Here is a 19,352-nt window from a genome sequence, read left to right on the forward strand (position 1 = left end):
GCTATTGGCTATTATGTCGGCCAAGCAAAGACAACCATGCCGGAAGCGCTTTCTATGGAAGACATTCTCATTAACTGCACGCCGCGGGAAAACCGCGTGGCGGTGATCGTCGACGATATCCTTGAAGACGTGCATATTGAGCGCACGCAAAGCCGCGGGCTTGTGGGTAACGTCTATAAGGGGAAAGTGATCCGGGTGCTGCCTGGCATGCAGTCCGCCTTTATCGACATCGGACTTGAGCGCACCGGCTTTCTCCATGTGATGGACATCGAAAGCGCGCACGGCCCCGACGGCATCATGAAGCCCATCGAAAAGATTCTCTGCGAGGGCGTGTGCCTGATGGTGCAGGTCGCTAAGGATCCTATCGGCACCAAGGGTGCGCGGCTTAAGACCACGATTTCGCTTGCAGGCCGCAAGCTCGTTTATCTGCCCCACGACAACCATATCGGCGTGAGCCAGCGCATTGAAGATGAGGCGCTCAGAGAGGAACTCAGAAGCCGCGTGACGGCCCTCAGGCCTGAAACGGAAAAAGGCGGCTACATCGTCAGAACCTGCGCCGAAGAGGGGGCTCAAGACAGCGAGTTTCTCGAGGACATGACTTACCTGAAGCGCCTCTGGAGCGAGATTGAGGAAAAGCGCTCGCGTCAGCCCGCGCCCTCGCTTTTGTATGAGGATCTGTCGCTTTCGCAGCGGGTGTTAAGGGACATGGTGCAGGCTACAACCCGAAGGATTTTGGTTGACAGCCGCCGCACCTGTGAAAACCTCAGAGCATTTGCCCGCCGGTTTGTGCCGGCGGCTCTCGATAAGATCGAGCACTACAGCGGTGACCGGCCTCTTTTTGAAATGTACGGGGTGGACGAGGAGATTGAAAAAGCCCTCGGGCGCCGTGTGGAATTGAAAAGCGGCGGCTATCTGGTCGTTGACCAGACTGAAGCGATGACAACGATTGACGTCAATACCGGGGCCTTTGTGGGCCGCCGGGACTTCTCTGAAACCGTCTTTAAAACGAATCTCGAAGCCGCTCAGGTCATTGCCCGGCAGCTGCGTCTGAGAAACCTGGGCGGAATCATCATCATCGACTTCATCGATATGGTCTGCGAGGAGCACCGCCAGGCGGTGTTGTCTGAATTAAGGCGCGCCGCGGCTTCTGACCGCACCAAGCACACCATTTCCGAATTCACCGAACTGGGGCTCGTTGAGATGACCCGCAAGCGCACCCGTGAGTCGCTTGCGCACGTGTTGTGCGAACCGTGCCCGGTCTGCGGGGGGCGGGGGCAGATTAAGACCGCGCGCACCGTCTGCTACGACATCCTCCGGGAGATCGTGCGGGAATTCAAGCAGTACCGCGATGCCAGGGAATTTAAGATCCTTGCTTCGCAAAGCGTGATTGATATGTTTTTGGAAGACGAGGCGCCCGCCTTGGACCTTCTGCAGGACTTTATGGGTAAGCCCGTGACGCTTGAGGTGGAGGGCTGCTACAGCCAGGAAGAGTACGACGTGATCCTGCTCTGAGCTAAAAAAGAGGCCGGCCTGGATAAAATCAGCCGGCCTTTCGTTTCGCAAGCGCTGTGCACTTAAGCGCTGACGCCTCTCCAGAAGAGCTCACATCCTAAAAGAACCATAACGGCCGACAGAAGGATCACAATCCAGGACGGGCGGATTTTCTTTGCAATCTTGGCGCCGAACTGTGCGCCGACAAAAGCGCCGCACCCCACCGCAACGGCTGCGGTCCAGACAATGTGACCGAGCATTGCATGGCTGGCAACACCGATCACGGAACTCACCATCAGCACAAAGGTGGAGGTTGCCACGGCAATCTGCGCCGGGAATCCGAGGATAAAGACCATTATCGGTACGTGCACGACGCCCCCGCCGATACCCAAAATCGACGAGATAAAGCCCACAAAGAAGGAAAGCGTGATGCCGATAGTGTAGGAAAACTCGGCATGCGCGACGTCAAAGTCTTCCACGCGGGCCGTGGCGCGCCTGCTGCGGCTTTTTAAAAACATGAAGATGCCGAGCGCGGCAAGCGACACGCCGAAAGTTATTGAAAAGCCGGGGCCCGAGAAGTATTCGGTGACATAGCTCCCCAAAAAGGCGCCCGGGATCGTGGCCGCTGCAAAGGGCAGGGCCGCACGAAACATCACGCGCTTTTGGCGGATGTAGGCGATGGTGCCTGAGACCGAATTGAGAAATACGCCGAAAAGGCTCGTGCCGATCACCTGCTGCACGGTCTGAAAGGTCGTGCCGTTCGGGGTCATCATCGTGAGCATGAAAAGCGGCACCATGATGAGGCCGCCGCCGATGCCCAGAAGCGCCCCCACAAGCCCCACGCCGATACCGACGCAGAAAAGTTCTGCAAAGGAAAGAAGTTCAGTCATGATTCAAACCACCCGGAAAATCGGGCAAGGCCGCAATTTTAGAAAAACCGGGACAAAAAAACGCCCGACGGCACACACGTGCAATCGGGCTGAAAATGCGAAACGCTTCAATGCGCGCTTTGGAAGAGGGAGAACTTCGAAAACGGCCCCTCGGGAGCGTTCCGCACAGGGAGATTCGGATCGGCTACCGCTCGATCCGCTACGAACTATATCAATTGCCTAGGTAATATCAAATAGGTGTATTCACCTAGACGCCGGGTCAGGCACTGAAACCCGCTCTGAGAGGGCGTTTGAGGGCTCAAAGGGAAAACCCCTGTGGCGTTTAGGGTACCGGCGGAAAGCCTCATGCTCCACCTCAAACGCCTGATTTTACGGATAGTTTTTAATTTAAATTCTACTATTGGTAGTGGGGCTTTAAGATTGACACCACAAGCACTGGCCGTTATTGTCCTGAGAACCAAAGTGATGCCGCAGGACTTACCGGCCTGCGGTCCGTTTTTTCCCGACAGAGCCTTATGACCGGGGCGCGGGTAATGCCCGTGCCGTCCGTTGCGGCTCTTTATTGCCGGGGAAACACTAAAAGAATAAAGAGGAGTTCACTTATGTCCATCATGCCCGAACATCTGGTCAAACGCGACGGCAGCGTCAAACCTTTTGACGCCGCCAAAATTACGGCGGCTATTGCCAAAGCCGGCAAGGCGACCGGTGAGTTCGGGGAAAAGCGTGCGCAGGAAATGTGCGAAACGCTCGTGATTCCCAAGATCAAGTCCTTAAACCTTGTGACGCCCAACATTGAGCAGGTGCAGGACGCGGTTGAACACGCCCTTTTTGACTCAGGGTACTTCGCCACACTCAGGGCCTACATCGTTTACCGCGAACAGCGCGCCAAGAGCCGTGACGCCAAAAAAAGCTGGGTCAATGTGGAAAGTTCCATCAACGAGTACCTCGATCAGCTCGACTGGCGCGTCAACGCCAACGCTAACCAGGGCTACAGTCTGGGCGGCCTCATTCTCAACGTGTCCGGCAAGGTCGTCGCCAACTACTGGCTCAACTACATCTACACGCCTGAAATCGGTGCCGCGCACCGCAATGCCGACATTCACATTCATGACCTTGACATGCTCTCGGGTTACTGCGCGGGCTGGTCGCTGCGCACGGTGCTCACCGAAGGCTTTAACGGTGTGCCGGGCAAGGTTGAAGCCGGGGCACCCAAGCACCTTTCCTCAGCCACCGGTCAGATCGTGAATTTTTTGGGCACGATGCAGAACGAATGGGCGGGCGCTCAGGCCTTCTCGTCCTTTGACACCTACATGGCGCCTTACATCCGGAAGGATCATCTGCCGTACCATGAAGTGCTGCAGTGCATTCAGGAGTTGATCTACAACCTCAATGTCCCGAGCCGCTGGGGTACGCAGACGCCCTTTACAAACCTCACCTTTGATTGGACGTGTCCTGAGGACTTAAAGCATCAGCACCCGGTGATCGGCGGCGAAGAGCAGCCCTTTACCTACGGGGAACTGCAGGCCGAAATGGACATGATCAACCGCGCCTACATCGAAGTCATGATGAAGGGCGACGCGAAGGGCCGTGTCTTTACGTTCCCGATTCCGACCTACAACATGACGCCGGACTTTGACTGGGACAGCCCCAATGCCCTGCGCCTCTTTGACATGACGGCGCGCTACGGGCTGCCGTACTTCCAGAACTTCATCAATTCGGAACTTAAGCCCAACATGATCCGCTCGATGTGCTGCCGTCTGCAGCTCGATTTGCGGGAACTCTTAAAGCGCGGCAACGGCCTCTTTGGCTCGGCCGAGCAGACGGGCTCTTTGGGTGTGGTGACAGTCAATTGCGCGCGCCTCGGGTACCTCTATAAGGGCAACGAAGAAGAGCTCTACAAGCGTCTTGATCATCTCCTCGATCTTGCCAAGCAGTCCCTGGAAATCAAGCGTAAGGTCATTCAGCGCCACATCGATCAGGGGCTTTTCCCGTACACGAAGCGCTATCTCGGCACACTCAGAAACCACTTCTCCACGATCGGTGTGAACGGCATCAACGAGATGATCCGCAATTTCACCGGCGACACCGACGACATCACAACCGACTGGGGCCACGCCTTTGCGGTGCGGTTCCTGGATCACGTGCGTGAAAGGCTCGTGCAGTTTCAGGCCGAAACCGACCACATGTATAACCTTGAGGCAACGCCCGCGGAAGGCACAACGTACCGCTTCGCGAAGGAAGACAAAAAGCGTTTCCCCAATATTCTGCAGGCGGGAACGCCCAAGAATCCCTACTACACCAACTCTTCGCAGCTGCCGGTGGGCTTCACCGACGACCCCTTCCAGGCGCTTGAGATGCAGGAAGATCTGCAGAAGAAGTACACGGGCGGCACGGTGCTGCACCTGTACATGAACGAGGCGATCAGTTCGGCTGAGGCCTGCCGGGATCTCGTGAGAAGAACGCTCACGCGGTTTCGTCTGCCTTATATCACGATCACGCCCACGTTCTCGATCTGCCCCAAGCACGGCTACATCCCGGGACGGCACGATTTCTGCCCGATCTGCGACGCTGAGCTCATTGCCAAAAAGCGTGCGGCGCTTGCGGCCAAGGAAAAGGCGGCCGCGTAAGTGTTTTATCTCTGTGCGGCCGCGGCCGCCGGTATTAAAGTTTCGTTAACCAAAAAGGGAGGTCATGAAATGGACCAGAACACAACAAAAACTCAGGAAGTTGAATTAAAGGACAGCGAACGTCAGCCCTGCGAAGTCTGGACCCGTGTGATGGGATACCACCGCCCGGTTCAGTCCTTCAACATCGGCAAGAAGGGCGAATTCGAGGAACGCAAGTACTTCGTTGAATCGAAGTGCGGCTGCAGCAAGTAACTGCGGCGTGAATCACGAAGCGATTCCGATCCGCGCTGAGGCACAGACTCCCGGCGCGGATTTTTGTCTTGAGGCACGGCACCTGAAGGTGGCGGGCATCACCCCCTTTGCGAGCATCGACTTTCCCGGAAAGCTCGCGGCGGTGGCGTTTCTGCAGGGCTGTCCCTGGCAGTGCATCTACTGTCAGAACCCCTGGATGCAGAGCCGCGCGTTTGCGCCGGATCTGGAACACAGCTCGTGGGAGGAACTTGAAAAGCTCCTGTCCCGCCGCAAGGGTCTTTTGGACGGCGTGGTGTTTTCAGGCGGCGAGCCGCTCACCGACCCCGCGCTCAAAAGTGCGATAGAGGAGGTGAAGTCGCTTGGGATGGCCGTGGGACTGCACACCTCAGGCTCCTATCCGCGGCACCTAAAAGAAGTGATCGGACTTGTTGACTGGGTGGGGCTTGATGTGAAGGCGCCGCCGGAAAACGCCGCGCTTTTTGAAGCCGTCACGCAGCGTAAGGGGAGCGCCGCAGCGTTTCGCGAAAGTTTTGAGGTGGTGCGCGCAAGCGGCGTTTCTTATGAAGCGCGCACGACGGCGCATCCGGATTTTCTCTCGGCGGAAGCAATCGGTGAAATTGCCGACTGGCTCGCAGAGCGCGGCTGCAAAACATACGCTCTGCAGATTTTCCGTCCGGCGCCGCACATTGACCTGAAACTCGCGAAAGTAGGAAGCGACTACCCGGGCGAAGAACTTCTTGCCCGTCTCAAAGCACAGTTTGAGCACTTCACATTAAGGCGCGGGTAGCGTTTTTTCCGTGTCAGATGAAGCAGTCTTGCGCCCGCGGCCGCGGGCTGCTTTTTCTTTTTTGCCGGATGTTCGGGATTTATTCTACGACATAAAACGACGCATATCTGCCGACGATTTCTTCGTGATCAACACGAAGAAAGAAAGCGATGTGTCTGCATCAGAAGCCCGTTAAAGCGCTTGAAGACAAAGGCCGGCTCCGCGCCGCAGGCTCGGGAAAGTTTCCGGCTGCAGCAGGAAAGCCGGGCGGAGAAACACTGCCCGATGATATTGCCGCCCTGATCGAAAAGTGGAAGGTCCTGTTGAAAAACCTGGAGGACAAATGAGCGGCATACGGACAGTTCTGACCGGGCGGGAAATCCGCCTCATGCACGACGCCGTTTTGATGCGCTTCCGGGGGCTGGCTTCAGCGCAGGCGCCCGGATTCCTGAAAGAGCGCATTAACGGCCTTTTGGCGGCGTGAAACTGAAGCTTACCTGCAGCACGGCAACGGATGCGGTGGTTTTCCGGACGGCAGGAGAACTGCTCTCACCGCTAGCCCGGGCGCATCTTTTCTCTGACGGCAACAAACGCACGGCCGTTCTCTCGGCGTTACTTTTTCTGTTGCGCAGCGGACACGACGTGAGTGCAACAACCGATGCGGTGCAAAGACTTTCGTCTCTGGCGGTTAATGCCGCGCAGGGCGCTCTCGGAGGAGAGGCGGCGGCCCGGGTTCTCGAAAATCTTCCCGTTGACCGTACAGTTGCGGCAACGGCCGGCAGCGCAGTGACCGGGGCAGAAACTGCAGGCATCGACCGCAGATTTGAGCCTTGTCAGCATGACAAAAAGCTATAAGCGCCATATGGCAATTAACTATCTTTTAAAAGAGGGTGAAGCCTAGAATTCAATCCGACTTTAATAAGAGCCGGGCCGGCCCCATCATTAAAATTAGAACTGGCCCTGAGGCGCGGGAGGTTTTGCGGCTTTCCTGCTTCGCTGCAGAAAAAATGTCTGCGGTGGTTCGTCAACATTTCAGGAGAAAAACATGAAATTCCGTTGCAAGGTTTGCGGCTACATCTATGAAGGCGACAGCCTCCCCGCTGACTACATCTGCCCCGTCTGCCACAAGGACGCCTCCTACTTCGAACCCGTCGTTGAAGAAAAGAAGAGCTGCGGCTGCACGTCCAAGCTCGCCGGCACCAAGACTGAAAAGAACCTGTGGTCTGCCTTCGCCGGTGAATCTCAGGCCCGCAACAAGTACACGTACTTCGCTTCCGTTGCTCGTCACGAAGGCTATGAACAGCTCGCGGAAATCTTCCTGACCACGGCCCGCAATGAACAGGAACATGCCAAGCTCTGGTTTGAATACTTGGGCGGCATCGGCGACACGGCCGCTAACCTGAAGGCTGCCGCCGACGGCGAAAACTACGAATGGACCGACATGTATGCAACGTTTGCCAAGGAAGCCGAAGAAGAAGGCTTCTCTGAAATCGCAGCCAAGTTCCGTATGGTCGGCGCCATCGAAAAGACCCACGAAGAACGTTATCGTAAGCTGCTCAACAACGTTCAGATGAAGCACGTCTTCTTCAAGGGCGAAATGACGATGTGGGAATGCCGCGTCTGCGGTCACATTGTTGTCGGTACCGAAGCTCCGGAAGTCTGCCCGGTCTGCCACCACTCGCAGAGCTTCTTCGAAGTTCGCGCCACGAACTACTAATCAGTGCTTCTGACTGCGGCTTTTTCGCTGCAGTCAGACTGATCGGTCAAGCCGCCGTTGGGTTTCAGTGCCCTGCGGCGGTTTTCGTTTGTCCGTTCGAAAAACACGGCAGAGTGCATAGGGAGAGCCTTATTTTCGCAAGAAGAGGAGATCTCTCAGGGTTATTCCCTAATTTTGGAACAGTTTTTCATTTTCCCCTGACTACACTGCAATTTCTGCGCCCACGGTACCGCAGAAAGTACCGGCTGCGGTCGTTAAAGACCCCCTCTGAAAGGAAATACATCATGCAGTGGCTTGAGGGCATCAATGCCGTCACGGTGATTTTCGCGGCGCTCTGCGTCTTTGCGATCGGTTACCGCTTCTACGGCCTTTACATCGCCCAAAAGGTTCTCAACCTCAACCCCAACCGCGAAACACCGGCTGTGAAGTATGCCGATGACCGCGACTACGTCAAAACCGACAAATTCGTTCTGTTCGGTCACCACTTTGCCGCGATTGCAGCGGCCGGTCCCCTGCTCGGACCGGTGCTTGCCGCGCAGTTCGGGTACCTGCCCGGGCTTCTCTGGATTCTGATCGGCTGCGTGCTTGCAGGCGGCGTGCACGACATGGTCGTGCTTTTCTGCTCGGTGCGTCACGGCGGACGGTCGCTCGCGTACATCGCGATGAAGGAAGTCGATCCGAAAACCGGTGTTGTGACAAGCTGGGCCGTGATTGCCATTCTGATTCTCACGCTTGCGGGGCTTTCGATTGCCTGCGTCAACGCCATGCATGATTCGCTCTGGTCCACCTACACGGTGGCGGCTACGATTCCGATTGCCGTCATCATGGGCCTTTACATGCATATCTGGCGTAAAAACGATGTGCTCGGCGCAAGCCTTCTGGGCGTTGTGCTTCTTTTCCTGTGCATCCTTTCAGGCCCCTGGGTTGCCTCGCATCCGGAATATTTCGGGTGGCTTAACCTCGACAAAAAGACGATGTCGCTTGCGATTCCCGTCTACGGCTTTATCGCTTCAGTGCTGCCGGTGTGGCTGCTTCTTCTGCCGCGCGACTATCTGTCGACGTTTCTTAAGGTCGGTACGATTGTGGCGCTTGCCGCAGGCATCATCTTTGTGATGCCTGACTTCCAGATGCCGCCTCTTACGGAATTCGTTAACGGCGGCGGCCCGATCGTGGGCGGCCCGGTGATTCCCTTTATCTTCATTACGATTGCCTGCGGTGCCCTTTCGGGCTTTCACGCAACGATCGGCACGGGCACAACGCCCAAGATGATTGCCAACGAAAAGGACGTGCTTTTCGTGGGTTACGGCGCGATGCTCACCGAGGGTTTTGTCGCCGTGATGGCTTTGATTGCGGCCTGCGTTCTGGTGCCTGCCGACTACTTTGCGATTAATTCAGCCGCGGACAAGTTTGCCGAACTCGGCATGACCGTGCAGAACCTGCCGATGCTTGAAGCTGAAGTGCAGGAAAACCTCGCGGCCCGTCCGGGCGGCTCCGTGAGTCTTGCCGTCGGTATGGCCTATATCTTCAGCCGTATCCCCTGGATGGAAGATCTGATGGCCTACTGGTATCACTTCGCCATCATGTTTGAAGCGGTCTTTATTCTCTCGGCCGTGGATGCCGGTACCCGCGTGGGGCGCTTCTTCCTGCAGGAAATGGTGGGTAAGGTCATTCCGAAGTTTGCCGATCATGAGTGGGTGCCGGGGATTGCGATAACGTCTGCCATCTTTACGGGCCTCTGGGGTTACCTCGTTTACTCGGGCGATATCTCCACCATCTGGCCGCTTTTCGGTATCTGCAACCAGTTGCTCGCTTCCGTGACACTGCTGATCGGCACCACGGTGCTGCTGCGTCTCAATAAAACGCGCTACGCCTGGATGACCGGCATTCCCGGTGTGCTGATGACCATCATCACGATGTGGGCCGGCGTGTGGCTTGTCGTCTATCAGTACCTGCCCGCCGAGAAGTATCTCCTTGCGTTCCTCTCGTGCCTTGTGATGGTTCTGATGGCCGTGGTGATCGTGGGGACGCTGCGCCGCTGGTCCGTGCTTCTGAAGATGGACAGCCACATCAAGGACGCTTACGGCGTGGATGTGAAGCAGATTGTGGAAGAGTAGTCGTCTTTTGTGAGTGACACCGAAAGCCCGGCGGGATTAAGCTCCTTGCCGGGCTTTGGTTTTCTTAACCTGCCGTCGTTTTTGCCGCCCTAAACAACCCGCGCTTGAAAGCGCGGGGTTTCCTGACACGGTGCAGGCTTTCCCGTAACAGGCAAGGTTTTTGAGGCCTTGTCTGCCCGGGCGTCCCCTGCACCACAGGAATATTTAAAACGCAACCGCTCTACGGGTACGGGCTTCATCAGCTCGATCCGTCGGTTCCGGCGAAGGACTGCTTCGTCTTGCCGATTCGCTGGTTTGTACTGCACTATCGATCCGGCGTTCCCTGAGACTTGTTTGAGCCTCGCAAGCGCTGATTGCTCAGCCTTCAGATCGTAGCTGTCAGTGGCGGGATCCGCAAAATACAGGTTCATGGCGGCCGCAAGGTCGCGGTCCATGTACCAGCCCGTATCTCCCAACTGATGACTTCTCTCCCAAAGAGCCTTCTTACGGTACGTTCCCGTTTCGGGATCGTGCTGACTCGGGCGCAGTTTTGCGGGGACTGACTTTCACCACACAACAGCCGGCGCTTTCAGCCTTACTTGTCATCCGGGTTATCAATCCTGCAATACCGCTTTTGCCCAAACTCTTGCCGTATCCGGCTCTCTGAAATGCTTTGTATGAGTTCTTCTCCACAATGACGGTGCCGGCCCTGCCGAACACCTGGTTAATCACTTCGCCGTGCAGGCAACGGCGGGTTTGCGCCTGGCGGCGGTACAGATCCGCAAGTTTTGCCTTTGTTGCCTTATAGGTCTTGGATTCCTTCCAGACAATCTTTTTTCCGGCGGCTTTAACGGTGCCGTCCGCGTTGTAGCACTCCCGATTCGTGTCTCTGCGGGAGCGGTCCATGGCACGTAAAAGACGCGCAATCTCCTTTTCCTGAGAGACAGTGCCCGCGCTCACCAAAATCTTTTGCTGCCACTCGGGGCTGTAAAAAGTCATGGTCCTCGGGCCCGGGTCAACAGCCACCTTGAGATCCTTGGGAGCATAAACGTGCTTGACGGGCGGTACGCCTTCGACAATGAGCTGAACAAAGTAGCGCATACGGCCGCGGATCATCCGCCGGACAAGACGGCAGTATTTGACACGCTTAAAACCGGACGGATCTGTTACTGAAAGAAGAGCTTCTTTCTGCCAGACATCCGGCGCTCAATGCCCTGCCAGACACGTGTGGCAATTTTCTGCGCTTCGTTGATGCCGATGCGCTTTGTAAAGCCGCCCTTGGCACGGTGCTCTTTCACGACATCATGCAGGGCATACTCGGAAAGGAGGGCGGACTTCTGAATTTCCTTAAACCGGTTGTTACGGTCTTTGCCCTTGGGCATCGCGGCCGTCAGCTTCCATGCTTCAGTGCTTTTCATGGCGCGCACGCGTTTCTTTGCCGTTCCGAGAACAGCATTGAAGAGCTGGCGTGCATCGGAGAAGTAGGTCTCCAGCGTACTTTCCTGATCCTCTCCGGTTTTCAGGCCCAGCTCGATGACAAAGGACGGTGTGCGCGATTTCATAGCGGCTGAATATACCTTAAGCGAAAACTATGTGCATGGTTTGGCTGCGTTTGGGCCAAGATTAAAAAATTTCGAAAGCCCGCATTCCTCCCGGGGCTCAAGCCCCGGGCTTCCTGCGGGAAATTCTGTGAGCGCAGCGGCTAATTCGGTAACGCTCTGCGCGTAGAAAAAAGAGCGGTTGTAGTCGAGAAGCGCAGCAAAGTTGACGCTTCCCAAAAGGTAGACTTTGGCTTTTGGATCCTCTTTGGAGGGCGTGGGAAGGCTCACCAAAAGAACGGGTGTGGCAGGAGGAAACGGCACATACCCCTGCGGTTCAACCCCTGCGTCCAGAGCGTTTTGCAGGGTTGTCGTCAGACGTGCCTCACCGGTATCGAGTTCCCGGGCGGCGGCTTCTGAGACCCGGCAGGGCCAGGTCACGGGCAGCCGGTTGTCCCATCCCACGCTTTTAAGGTAGTTGGCCGCTGAAGCAACGGCGTCCGCGGTACTTGCGGTCAGGTCGACCTTGCCGTCGCCGTCCATGTCAATGCCGAGCTTTTCAATGTTGCTCGGCATGAACTGGCAGATGCCCAGGGCCCCCGCAAAACTCCCTGTCACCGTTGTCGGATCCGTCTTGTTTTTGTGACAGATCGCAAGAAAGCTCGCGAGTTCATTCTGGAAAAAGGCCGCGCGCCGCGTGTAGTCAAAGGAAAGCGTGGCAAGCGCGTCAAGCGTTTTGACGTTTCCGGTGCTCTTGCCGTAAATCGTTTCTACACCGATCACGGCGGTGATGATTTCAGGCGGAACCTGCCAGCGTTCAAAGGCAGAAGCCAGGCTTGCGGCGTTGGCTTTCATGAAGTTCAGGCCCAGCGTGATGCGCTGACTGTTCACAAAGTTTTTGCGGTGCGCGGGCCAGTTTTTGGGGGTTGCCCCTGCGGTGAGCCTGGGGCGGCTCATGATGCGTTCGCTCACCGCGCTGTAGCGAGCGCGCGAGAGCGCATTGGTAATCCACGCAAAGGGAATGCCGCGCGATTCGGAGATGCCGGCCGCCCAAAAGCGAACGTCTGCGCGCGTGGCGTAATTAACGAACCCCTTTGTCTGCGCAAAAGCCGCAGGCACACACGCGCACACCGCGGCGGCCAAAAGCCGGCGGCGCAGGGCATCGGGCCCGGGGCAGGTGTGAAGGGGATCGGACATCGTTAAAAGCGCGCCAAGTGTGTGTGGTGCGGACAATCTTAACCGCAATACGCCAAAAACGGCTGAAATACCGGTAAGAAAGGCACTTCCGGGCTATACAAAAACGGGGCTCAACCTGATAGGATTGAAGAATCAGTTGTTTTGATATGTGTTGACCCACATGATTCACCGTGCTTTTCTTTTGAGTGTGCTTGCGGCGGTTCTCGCCGGCTGCCAGACAACGACCCACAACCCCTACAGTTGGCGCTACGCCTCCGGCGGGCAGGAGACGGTGTGCGTTGCTTCGCCGGAAGAAACCAGTGAAGTGTTAAAGCTCACCTTAAGACAGGCACTGAGGGAAAAGGGCTTTAAGTCACTTGAAACTGACGGGGAAGATGCCCGCTGTACCAAGTACCTGCGTTTTACCGCGGTGATGGGCGGCTGGTCCGGCGCTCGGCTTGAGTCCGCGCGGCTTGAGCTCAGAAATAAGGGTGAGGCGCGGCCCGCTTACAGCGCTTCGGTTTCAGGCTTCAGCGCCGGTGACGCAAGTCTTAACCTGCCGGAAGACGACTACAACCTCACGATCCGCGTGCTCGTTGACCGGATGTTTCCGGAACCGCAGCCTTGGAGCGCAAACTAAGCCGGGATATTATCCCGCCAGATTTCAACGGCAGTTTTCCAAAAGCCCGTAAGCGTATCGGCTTTAAATGCGGGCAGTCCGAAGTGCGGCCACAAGGCCGTGAGTGTTGCGAGCGGAGCCTCGGCAGTGACTGCCGGGGCTTTTCGCTGTTTGGAGAGTTTTTCGCCGTCGGGCCCGAGAATAAGGGGCGTATGAAGATAGCGGGGCGTGCGGTATCCGAGCGCCTGCTGCAGCTCAATCTGCCGCGCAGTGCTCGCTAACAGGTCGCTGCCTCTCACAACGTCGGAGATCCCCTGATCCGCGTCATCAACAACCACGCAGAGCTGATAGGCCCAGAGGTGGTCGGCGCGGCGGATGATGAAGTCGCCTACTTCTTTTTCAACATTTTGCTTAACGGGCCCGCAGAGGCGGTCGGTGAAGGCTACTTCCCGGTCTTCGGTGAGAAAACGAACGGACCGCACGGGTCTGCCGTGAGTGCCTCGTCGGCAGGTGCCGGGGTACACGCCTTTTGGAAGATGAAGCAGTCTGCAGGCGTGAGCGATATCGGTGTTGGTGCACGCGCACCCGTAGGCACGGTGAAGAGCATAAAGCCGCGCAAGTGCCGCCTCATACAGGTCGCAGCGTTTTGACTGCCATACCACGGGCTCGTCAGAGGTCATGCCGAACGCAGCGAGTGTGTCAAGAATCAGCCGGTCGGCTCCGGGCATATCCCGCGGGGGATCAATGTCCTCGATGCGCACAAGCCAGACGCCGCCGTGCGAACGGGCATCAAGCCAGGTCGCGGCGGCACAAAAAAGGCTCCCCAGGTGCAGGGGGCCGGTGGGCGAGGGGGCAAAGCGTCCCCGGTAAACGGGTGTTGTCTCAGACATGACCGGCATTTTGGCACGCATCAGAGGAGAAGGCGCCCGCCGGGCGCGTTTTTCTTCGGGCAAACACCTGTATGGAGGTCATCCGATTGTCTTGAGTCAGACCGCACGGGCCTTAGAATGCCGGCATATTTGCCGGAATTTAATTCATGACTGAAGCTAAGAAACACCCGGGCGGCACAGATTGCGTTAAGCCCAAGGTCAATACCTTTATCCTCACCTGGCTTTTGGCGGCCTGTTCCATGATCGGGCCTTTTGCGACCGACATGTACCTGCCGAGCTTTCACGAGATGACGCAGGTCTTTGGCGTGCCGATGCAAGCCGTGCAGCAGACGCTGTCGGCCTACCTCATCGGCTTTGCCGCGATGACGCTTTTTTACGGGACCATCAGCGACATTCTCGGCCGCAAAACAACGATGGTTGCGGGCTTTTTCTTTTTTATGCTCGCCAGTGTCGGCGCCGCTTTTTCAACGACTTTGGCCGAAGTCACGTTTTTCCGTTTCGTGCAAGGCCTTTTTGCGGGCTGCGGCATGGTGATCGGCATGGCCGTGATCCGCGATCTTTTCGGCGGACCGCAGGCACAGAAACTGATGGCCTACGTGGCGATGGTTTTCGGTTTCGGACCAGCTTTGGCGCCCGTGATCGGGGGTTACGCCGCAACGCACTTCGGCTGGCAGAGTCACTTCTATACGCTCGCCGTCATCAGTGCGTTTTTGTGCCTTGCCTGTGTTTTCTTTCTGCCCGAGAGCCTTCCCAAAAGCGCCCGTACGCCGGTGAACTTTAAGCTTTTGGCCGTGAATTACGCCAAGGCCGCCGCCAACCCCGCCTTCATGACGGGCTGCAGCGCACTGGGTCTTGCGTTTCTCGGACAGGGCGTTTTTATTGCGGGTGCCGCCGACTGGTGCGTCAACGTCATGGGCATGAAGCCTGATGAGTTCTGGCACATGTTTTTGCCGATGATTGCGGGAACGGTCATCGGGAGCTGGATTTCCGCGCGCACGGCGCAGAAAATCGGCACGCCCATGACGATCCGCGTGGCCTTTGCCATCATGGCGCTCGGGGCGCTCACGGCGCTTTTTGAGATTGTTTTCGTGGATCAACCCGAGATGCCCTGGGCGGTGCTGCCGCTTGCGGTTTACACAACCGGCATCGGCATGATGCGCCCGGCGATGTCGCTTCTGCTGATGGACTTTTATCCGCATTCGCGCGGAATGGCAAGTTCCGTTTTGAATTTCCTGCAGACACTCTTTTTTGCGCTTTGCTCGGCCTTTATCGTGCCGTTACTTTACGGTGACGGTGCAAAATATTCGGCTGCGATCATCGTGTTTTCGCTTCTCACGATGCTTTTCTGGGCCGCAAGCACTCAGCTTTATCTGCGGTCAAAGCACCGCGCGGCTTTAAAAGAGCGAAGCGACGAAATCGGCTGAGACCAAAAGAGAAAAGCGGACGGCAATTTTTGCCGAAGTTTCAACGGGCGGGCGCTCCTTGCGGTGTCCGCTTTAATTTTCGGACTTGACAGCGTACGGGGTCTGTGTAAAATGCGCATTCTTCGCCGCGGGAGTAGCTCAGTTGGTAGAGCGCAACCTTGCCAAGGTTGAGGTCGCGAGTTCGAGACTCGTCTCCCGCTCCAAAGCGCGTGTTTTGGAAAAGAACGGCGGCGCGATAGCAAAGTGGTTATGCACCGGATTGCAAATCCGTTCACAGCGGTTCGATTCCGCTTCGCGCCTCCAGCAGCTTTTTGCGGTGAAGAAAAACGTGATTTTGTGCGGGAGTAGCTCAGTTGGTAGAGCGCAACCTTGCCAAGGTTGAGGTCGCGAGTTCGAGACTCGTCTCCCGCTCCACAAATTTACGGTCAGTCCGGATGGGTTCTTCTGAAGGAACCCGGCGCATCAGATGATGCGGGAGTAGCTCAGTTGGTAGAGCGCAACCTTGCCAAGGTTGAGGTCGCGAGTTCGAGACTCGTCTCCCGCTCCAGTTTCTTTCCTCCCAATACTTTCGATGACACCGTCCGTGCGGTGGAATTTTGCTGTCCGCAACTTTTGCAAAACGCCTGAAAACAGGCCGTCTGCCTAAGGTTTTCGCGGGCTTGCTGCGCTAAAATCGAAGCATGATCATTCATGTCATCAGCCTCCTGGCGCGTGCTTGGGTAAACCCTCTGCGCTTTGGGCTTAAACAACGTCATGACCAAAACAGCAAAAGACAATATCTCGTTTGAAGCCGCCATGAGCGAACTTGAAGCGATTGTGCAGAAAATGGAAGCCGGGGGCCTTACGCTTGAAGAAAGCCTTGAGGCTTATACCCGGGGCGTTGAACTTTCCAAACTCTGCCGCCGCAGGCTTGACGCCGCTCAGGCCAAAATTCAGGTGCTGCAAAACGATGAAACCCTGCGGGAAGTAAGTCCCGAGGCGCTGGGGGTAAGCCGCGATGCGTGATGATGATCTTACTTTTGAAGCCTGGGCCGATGCCCGCCGTGCGCATTTTGAAACGTATGCCGAGGGCGTCTTTAAGGGCGTCACGGCGCGTGTGACCGATCCCGCGCTCTTAAAACTTTGGGAGGCCATGCGCTACGCGGTCTTGGGCGGTGGTAAACGCGTGCGTGCGCTTCTTGTCTACGCCGCAGGGCACCTCACGCAGGCCTCTTGCGCGGCCCTTGACGCCGCGGCTCTTGCGGTTGAGTCGGTGCACGCGTATTCGCTCGTGCACGATGATCTGCCGGCCATGGATAACGATACCCTTCGGCGCGGCAAACCCACCTGCCACGTGAAGTTTGGTGAGGCGCAGGCGATGCTCGCCGGTGACGCGCTGCAGCCTTTTGCGTTTTCGCTTTTGGCGTCGCTTCCTGTTTCGGACGCTTCGCGCGTTGCGGTGATGGCCGAACTTGCGAGGGCAAGCGGCGCCGTCGGGATGTGCGGCGGGCAGATGATTGACCTCGAGAGCGTCGGAAAGAGGGTATCGGCTGAGACGCTGCAGAGAATGCACGAGATGAAGACCGGGGCCCTTATTGCCGGGAGCGTCGTGATCGGCGCGCACTGCGGGACGGCTGAGAGGATCGCGGCCGCACTGCCGGCGCTTAAAACCTACAGTAAGTCCCTGGGGCTGGCGTTCCAGGTGATTGACGACATTCTGGACGTCACGGCCGACACCGCAACGCTTGGGAAAACCGCCGGCAAGGATGCGGCGGACAATAAGCCCACCTATGTGACGCTTCTGGGGCTTGAAGAAGCAACGGCCCTGGCAAAGTCCTGCCGTAATGATGCGCTTGATGCGCTTCGCGGTATTGAAACCGACGAAGAGGGGCTTATTCCGCCGCGGCTTACAAGGCGCCTGGCAGAGACCGCCGACTACATCGTCGGAAGGACGTTCTGATGACGGATAAAACGCCTGAGACCCGTTTTAAGCTTCTGGAAAGCGTGAATTATCCGGAGGATCTGAGAACCCTTCCGGAGGAGTCGCTGCCGATTCTTGCGCATGAAATCCGCGAGTTCATGATCGAAAGCGTCTCCAAAACCGGGGGGCATCTCTCCAGTTCCCTGGGTGCCGTGGAACTCGCGGTGGCGATTCATTATGTCTTTAATACGCCGGAAGACGCCGTCGTCTGGGACGTGGGGCATCAGGCCTACGCACACAAGATTCTCACCGGGCGCCGTGAGGCAATGGCGGGTTTGCGTCACTGGGGCGGCATTTCGGGCTTTCCCAAGCGAAGCGAAAGCCCGTACGACAGTTTCGGCACCGCGCATTCCTCCACCTCGATTTCAGCCGCACTCGGTATGGCCGTGGCTGACAGCCTTGCCGGAAAAACGGACCGCTGGCACATTGCCGTGATCGGTGACGGAGCGTTGACGGGCGGCATGGCCGTGGAAGCGTTAAATCACGCCGGGGTCTATAAGGACGGCGTGAAGCTTCTGATTATTTTGAACGACAACAACTGCTCGATTTCGCCTGCGGTGGGCGCTCTTTCCGGCAACCTCGGAAAGCTCGTGAGTTCCGCGCCCGTCTGGAAGATGAGAAGCATCAGTAAAAAGGCCCTGAAAGGGTGCCCGTCGCTTTGGGAACTTGCCAAGCGCCTGGAAAAGCAGACGGTGAATTTTTTAAGTCCGCCTTCTTCCATCTTTTCCACCTTTGACCTCAATTACTTCGGCCCCATTGACGGTCATAACCTTGCCGAACTCGTGCATATTCTGAAAAACCTCAGAAATCTCACGGGTCCGGTGGTGCTGCACGTCAAAACGCAGAAAGGGCACGGCTACGCCCCGGCTGAGGCCGATCCGACGCTTTATCACGGTGTCTCGCCCTTTGACCCGAAGGTGGGGATTCTTCCGAAACCCGCTGACCCCGCGCATCCCACCTATACGCAGGTCTTCAGCCGCTGGGTGTGCGATATGGCTGCCGCCGACAAGACGCTTTACGCGATTACCCCCGCCATGCGGGAAGGCAGCGGTCTTGTTGAATTTGAAAAGAAGTTTCCGGACCGCTACAGAGACGTCGCGATTGCCGAGCAGCATGCGGTGACGTTTGCCGCGGGCCTTGCCTGCGCGGGCATGCACCCGGTTGTGGCGATTTATTCCACCTTTGCGCAGCGCGCCTACGATCAGATCGTGCACGATGTGGCGATTCAGAACCTGCCGGTGATGTTTGCCGTGGACCGGGGGGGCCTCGTGGGTGCTGACGGTCCGACGCACCACGGTGTGTTTGACTTGGCGTACTTCCGGTCGATTCCGAACCTCACGGTGATGGTGCCGAGCGACGAAAACGAGACGCGGCTCATGCTCACAACGGCCTTCCGGATGAAAACACCGGCCGCGGTGCGCTACCCCAGAGGCAAGGGTCCGGGCGTTGCCCTGAGCGGGGGGCTTGAAACGATAGAGATCGGTAAGAGCCGCACACTGCGTGAGTCTGGTGCAGAAAAAGGTAAGCGCGTGGCGTTTCTGGCGTTTGGTTCGATGGTAAACGTTGTGCGGCCGATAGCTGAAAAGCTTGACGCAACCTTGATTGACATGCGTTTTGTAAAGCCCTTGGACACCGAAGCGGTTTTAAAGGCAGCGGACATCCATGATCTTCTTGTGACAGCCGAAGAGGGTGTGGCCGCGGGCGGCGCAGGAAGCGCCGTACTTGAGTGCCTGAGCGGACAGGGCCGCACGGTGCCGGTGCTTGTTAAGGGCATCGCCGACCGCTTTATCGATCACGGCGACATGGCGCACATCATGAAGGAAGCCGGTATTGATGCCGAAACGATTGAATGCGACGTACGGGCGCGTCTTGCGGCACTCTGAAGGAACGGATAAGCAAAGAGAGGAAG

General features: G+C 57.1%; 20 protein-coding genes and 4 tRNA genes. 18 read left to right on the top strand and 6 right to left on the bottom strand.

Translation table 11 applies throughout. The features are described 5' to 3' along the window. Positions 1–36 precede the first annotated feature (36 nt). A complete protein-coding gene (gene rng / locus BQ7486_RS10350; RefSeq protein WP_235836788.1) occupies positions 37–1,512 on the top strand; it encodes a ribonuclease G in 1,476 nt (491 codons plus the stop codon). 62 nt (positions 1,513–1,574) lie between these two features. Here the strand turns inward: rng and BQ7486_RS10355 are convergent, their stop codons facing one another. Then, positions 1,575–2,381, bottom strand: a complete 807-nt coding sequence (locus BQ7486_RS10355; RefSeq protein WP_074009944.1) for a sulfite exporter TauE/SafE family protein — start codon at positions 2,379–2,381, stop codon at positions 1,575–1,577. Positions 2,382–2,983: 602 nt separating this feature from the next. Between BQ7486_RS10355 and BQ7486_RS10360 the strand changes: the two genes are divergently transcribed. The 8 genes from BQ7486_RS10360 to BQ7486_RS10385 all read left to right on the top strand — a co-directional run bounded on the left by BQ7486_RS10360 (position 2,984) and on the right by BQ7486_RS10385 (position 9,857). Beyond that, on the top strand, positions 2,984–5,008 hold the full coding sequence (locus BQ7486_RS10360; RefSeq protein WP_022373804.1) for a ribonucleoside triphosphate reductase: 2,025 nt from the start codon (positions 2,984–2,986) through the stop codon (positions 5,006–5,008). 69 nt (positions 5,009–5,077) lie between these two features. Continuing rightward, positions 5,078–5,260, top strand: a complete 183-nt coding sequence (nrdD, locus tag BQ7486_RS10365) for an anaerobic ribonucleoside-triphosphate reductase (protein ID WP_022373803.1) — start codon at positions 5,078–5,080, stop codon at positions 5,258–5,260. A 7-nt stretch (positions 5,261–5,267) separates the two neighbouring features. Then, on the top strand, positions 5,268–6,047 hold the full coding sequence (locus BQ7486_RS10370) for an anaerobic ribonucleoside-triphosphate reductase activating protein (protein WP_235836789.1): 780 nt from the start codon (positions 5,268–5,270) through the stop codon (positions 6,045–6,047). 149 nt (positions 6,048–6,196) lie between these two features. Further along, positions 6,197–6,373 carry a hypothetical protein gene (locus tag BQ7486_RS11985; RefSeq protein ID WP_022373801.1) on the top strand — a complete coding sequence of 59 codons (177 nt, stop codon included), beginning with the start codon at positions 6,197–6,199 and terminating at the stop codon, positions 6,371–6,373. Continuing rightward, complete coding sequence (locus BQ7486_RS11990; RefSeq protein WP_154666325.1) at positions 6,370–6,510, top strand: hypothetical protein; 141 nt, start codon at positions 6,370–6,372, stop codon at positions 6,508–6,510. Before BQ7486_RS11985 ends, BQ7486_RS11990 begins: the two co-directional genes overlap by 4 nt. 35 nt (positions 6,511–6,545) lie before the next feature. Next, complete coding sequence (locus BQ7486_RS12550) at positions 6,546–6,881, top strand: Fic family protein (RefSeq protein WP_420865559.1); 336 nt, start codon at positions 6,546–6,548, stop codon at positions 6,879–6,881. Between the two features lie 190 nt (positions 6,882–7,071). Then, positions 7,072–7,743, top strand: coding sequence for a rubrerythrin (gene rbr, locus BQ7486_RS10380; RefSeq protein ID WP_074009946.1), 672 nt, complete (start codon positions 7,072–7,074; stop codon positions 7,741–7,743). A gap of 284 nt (positions 7,744–8,027) precedes the next feature. After that, positions 8,028–9,857, top strand: a complete 1,830-nt coding sequence (locus tag BQ7486_RS10385; protein WP_204207019.1) for a carbon starvation CstA family protein — start codon at positions 8,028–8,030, stop codon at positions 9,855–9,857. 89 nt (positions 9,858–9,946) lie between these two features. Here BQ7486_RS10385 and BQ7486_RS10390 read toward each other — a convergent pair whose 3' ends face one another. From BQ7486_RS10390 to BQ7486_RS10405, 4 genes are all read right to left on the bottom strand, one after another. After that, on the bottom strand, positions 9,947–10,312 hold the full coding sequence (locus tag BQ7486_RS10390; protein ID WP_074009947.1) for a hypothetical protein: 366 nt from the start codon (positions 10,310–10,312) through the stop codon (positions 9,947–9,949). Between the two features lie 28 nt (positions 10,313–10,340). Further along, positions 10,341–10,937, bottom strand: a complete 597-nt coding sequence (locus BQ7486_RS10395; protein WP_143183148.1) for a hypothetical protein — start codon at positions 10,935–10,937, stop codon at positions 10,341–10,343. Positions 10,938–11,002: 65 nt separating this feature from the next. Further along, positions 11,003–11,398 (bottom strand): hypothetical protein, encoded by a 396-nt coding sequence (locus BQ7486_RS10400; protein ID WP_074009949.1) that lies wholly within the window; start codon positions 11,396–11,398, stop codon positions 11,003–11,005. A 27-nt stretch (positions 11,399–11,425) separates the two neighbouring features. Then, entirely contained in the window at positions 11,426–12,571 is a 1,146-nt protein-coding gene (locus tag BQ7486_RS10405; protein WP_074009950.1) for a lytic murein transglycosylase, read from the bottom strand. Between the two features lie 160 nt (positions 12,572–12,731). Between BQ7486_RS10405 and BQ7486_RS10410 the strand changes: the two genes are divergently transcribed. After that, positions 12,732–13,190, top strand: coding sequence for a hypothetical protein (locus tag BQ7486_RS10410; RefSeq protein ID WP_074009951.1), 459 nt, complete (start codon positions 12,732–12,734; stop codon positions 13,188–13,190). Here the strand turns inward: BQ7486_RS10410 and gluQRS are convergent. Next, entirely contained in the window at positions 13,187–14,059 is an 873-nt protein-coding gene (gluQRS, locus tag BQ7486_RS10415; RefSeq protein ID WP_074010142.1) for a tRNA glutamyl-Q(34) synthetase GluQRS, read from the bottom strand. The two genes, BQ7486_RS10410 and gluQRS, sit on opposite strands and share 4 nt — an antisense overlap. A 146-nt stretch (positions 14,060–14,205) precedes the next feature. Here gluQRS and BQ7486_RS10420 point away from each other — a divergent pair, with 146 nt between their 5' ends. From BQ7486_RS10420 to dxs, 8 genes are all read left to right on the top strand, one after another. Next, complete coding sequence (locus tag BQ7486_RS10420) at positions 14,206–15,483, top strand: multidrug effflux MFS transporter (protein ID WP_074009952.1); 1,278 nt, start codon at positions 14,206–14,208, stop codon at positions 15,481–15,483. Between the two features lie 127 nt (positions 15,484–15,610). Then, positions 15,611–15,686, top strand: a tRNA-Gly gene (locus BQ7486_RS10425). Positions 15,687–15,712: 26 nt separating this feature from the next. Beyond that, a tRNA-Cys gene (locus BQ7486_RS10430) sits at positions 15,713–15,786 on the top strand. Positions 15,787–15,821: 35 nt separating this feature from the next. Beyond that, a tRNA-Gly gene (locus BQ7486_RS10435) sits at positions 15,822–15,897 on the top strand. A gap of 57 nt (positions 15,898–15,954) precedes the next feature. Continuing rightward, a tRNA-Gly gene (locus BQ7486_RS10440) sits at positions 15,955–16,030 on the top strand. 206 nt (positions 16,031–16,236) lie between these two features. Continuing rightward, positions 16,237–16,488, top strand: a complete 252-nt coding sequence (locus BQ7486_RS10445; protein ID WP_022373791.1) for an exodeoxyribonuclease VII small subunit — start codon at positions 16,237–16,239, stop codon at positions 16,486–16,488. Continuing rightward, a complete protein-coding gene (locus tag BQ7486_RS10450) occupies positions 16,481–17,422 on the top strand; it encodes a farnesyl diphosphate synthase (RefSeq protein ID WP_074009953.1) in 942 nt (313 codons plus the stop codon). Before BQ7486_RS10445 ends, BQ7486_RS10450 begins: the two co-directional genes overlap by 8 nt. Further along, positions 17,422–19,326, top strand: a complete 1,905-nt coding sequence (gene dxs, locus BQ7486_RS10455; protein ID WP_074009954.1) for a 1-deoxy-D-xylulose-5-phosphate synthase — start codon at positions 17,422–17,424, stop codon at positions 19,324–19,326. The genes BQ7486_RS10450 and dxs overlap by 1 nt, the downstream gene beginning before the upstream one ends. Positions 19,327–19,352: the final 26 nt, after the last annotated feature.

Origin of the sequence: Duodenibacillus massiliensis (assembly GCF_900128485.1) — a bacterium.
Classification (GTDB): Bacteria; Pseudomonadota; Gammaproteobacteria; order Burkholderiales; family Burkholderiaceae_F; genus Duodenibacillus; species Duodenibacillus massiliensis.

Bases quoted from the DNA above. Each gene is read 5' to 3' on its own strand.
- BQ7486_RS11985 (WP_022373801.1), top strand. From the start codon at position 6,197: ATGTGTCTGCATCAGAAGCCCGTTAAAGCGCTTGAAGACAAAGGCCGG.
- BQ7486_RS10395 (WP_143183148.1), bottom strand. From the start codon at position 10,937: ATGCGCTACTTTGTTCAGCTCATTGTCGAAGGCGTACCGCCCGTCAAG.
- rng (WP_235836788.1), top strand. From the start codon at position 37: ATGCCGGAAGCGCTTTCTATGGAAGACATTCTCATTAACTGCACGCCG.
- gluQRS (WP_074010142.1), bottom strand. From the start codon at position 14,059: ATGTCTGAGACAACACCCGTTTACCGGGGACGCTTTGCCCCCTCGCCC.
- dxs (WP_074009954.1), top strand. From the start codon at position 17,422: ATGACGGATAAAACGCCTGAGACCCGTTTTAAGCTTCTGGAAAGCGTG.
- BQ7486_RS10400 (WP_074009949.1), bottom strand. From the start codon at position 11,398: ATGAAATCGCGCACACCGTCCTTTGTCATCGAGCTGGGCCTGAAAACC.
- BQ7486_RS10385 (WP_204207019.1), top strand. From the start codon at position 8,028: ATGCAGTGGCTTGAGGGCATCAATGCCGTCACGGTGATTTTCGCGGCG.
- BQ7486_RS10420 (WP_074009952.1), top strand. From the start codon at position 14,206: ATGACTGAAGCTAAGAAACACCCGGGCGGCACAGATTGCGTTAAGCCC.
- BQ7486_RS10360 (WP_022373804.1), top strand. From the start codon at position 2,984: ATGTCCATCATGCCCGAACATCTGGTCAAACGCGACGGCAGCGTCAAA.
- rbr (WP_074009946.1), top strand. From the start codon at position 7,072: ATGAAATTCCGTTGCAAGGTTTGCGGCTACATCTATGAAGGCGACAGC.
- BQ7486_RS10445 (WP_022373791.1), top strand. From the start codon at position 16,237: ATGACCAAAACAGCAAAAGACAATATCTCGTTTGAAGCCGCCATGAGC.
- BQ7486_RS11990 (WP_154666325.1), top strand. From the start codon at position 6,370: ATGAGCGGCATACGGACAGTTCTGACCGGGCGGGAAATCCGCCTCATG.
- BQ7486_RS10405 (WP_074009950.1), bottom strand. From the start codon at position 12,571: ATGTCCGATCCCCTTCACACCTGCCCCGGGCCCGATGCCCTGCGCCGC.
- BQ7486_RS10355 (WP_074009944.1), bottom strand. From the start codon at position 2,381: ATGACTGAACTTCTTTCCTTTGCAGAACTTTTCTGCGTCGGTATCGGC.
- nrdD (WP_022373803.1), top strand. From the start codon at position 5,078: ATGGACCAGAACACAACAAAAACTCAGGAAGTTGAATTAAAGGACAGC.
- BQ7486_RS10410 (WP_074009951.1), top strand. From the start codon at position 12,732: ATGATTCACCGTGCTTTTCTTTTGAGTGTGCTTGCGGCGGTTCTCGCC.
- BQ7486_RS10450 (WP_074009953.1), top strand. From the start codon at position 16,481: ATGCGTGATGATGATCTTACTTTTGAAGCCTGGGCCGATGCCCGCCGT.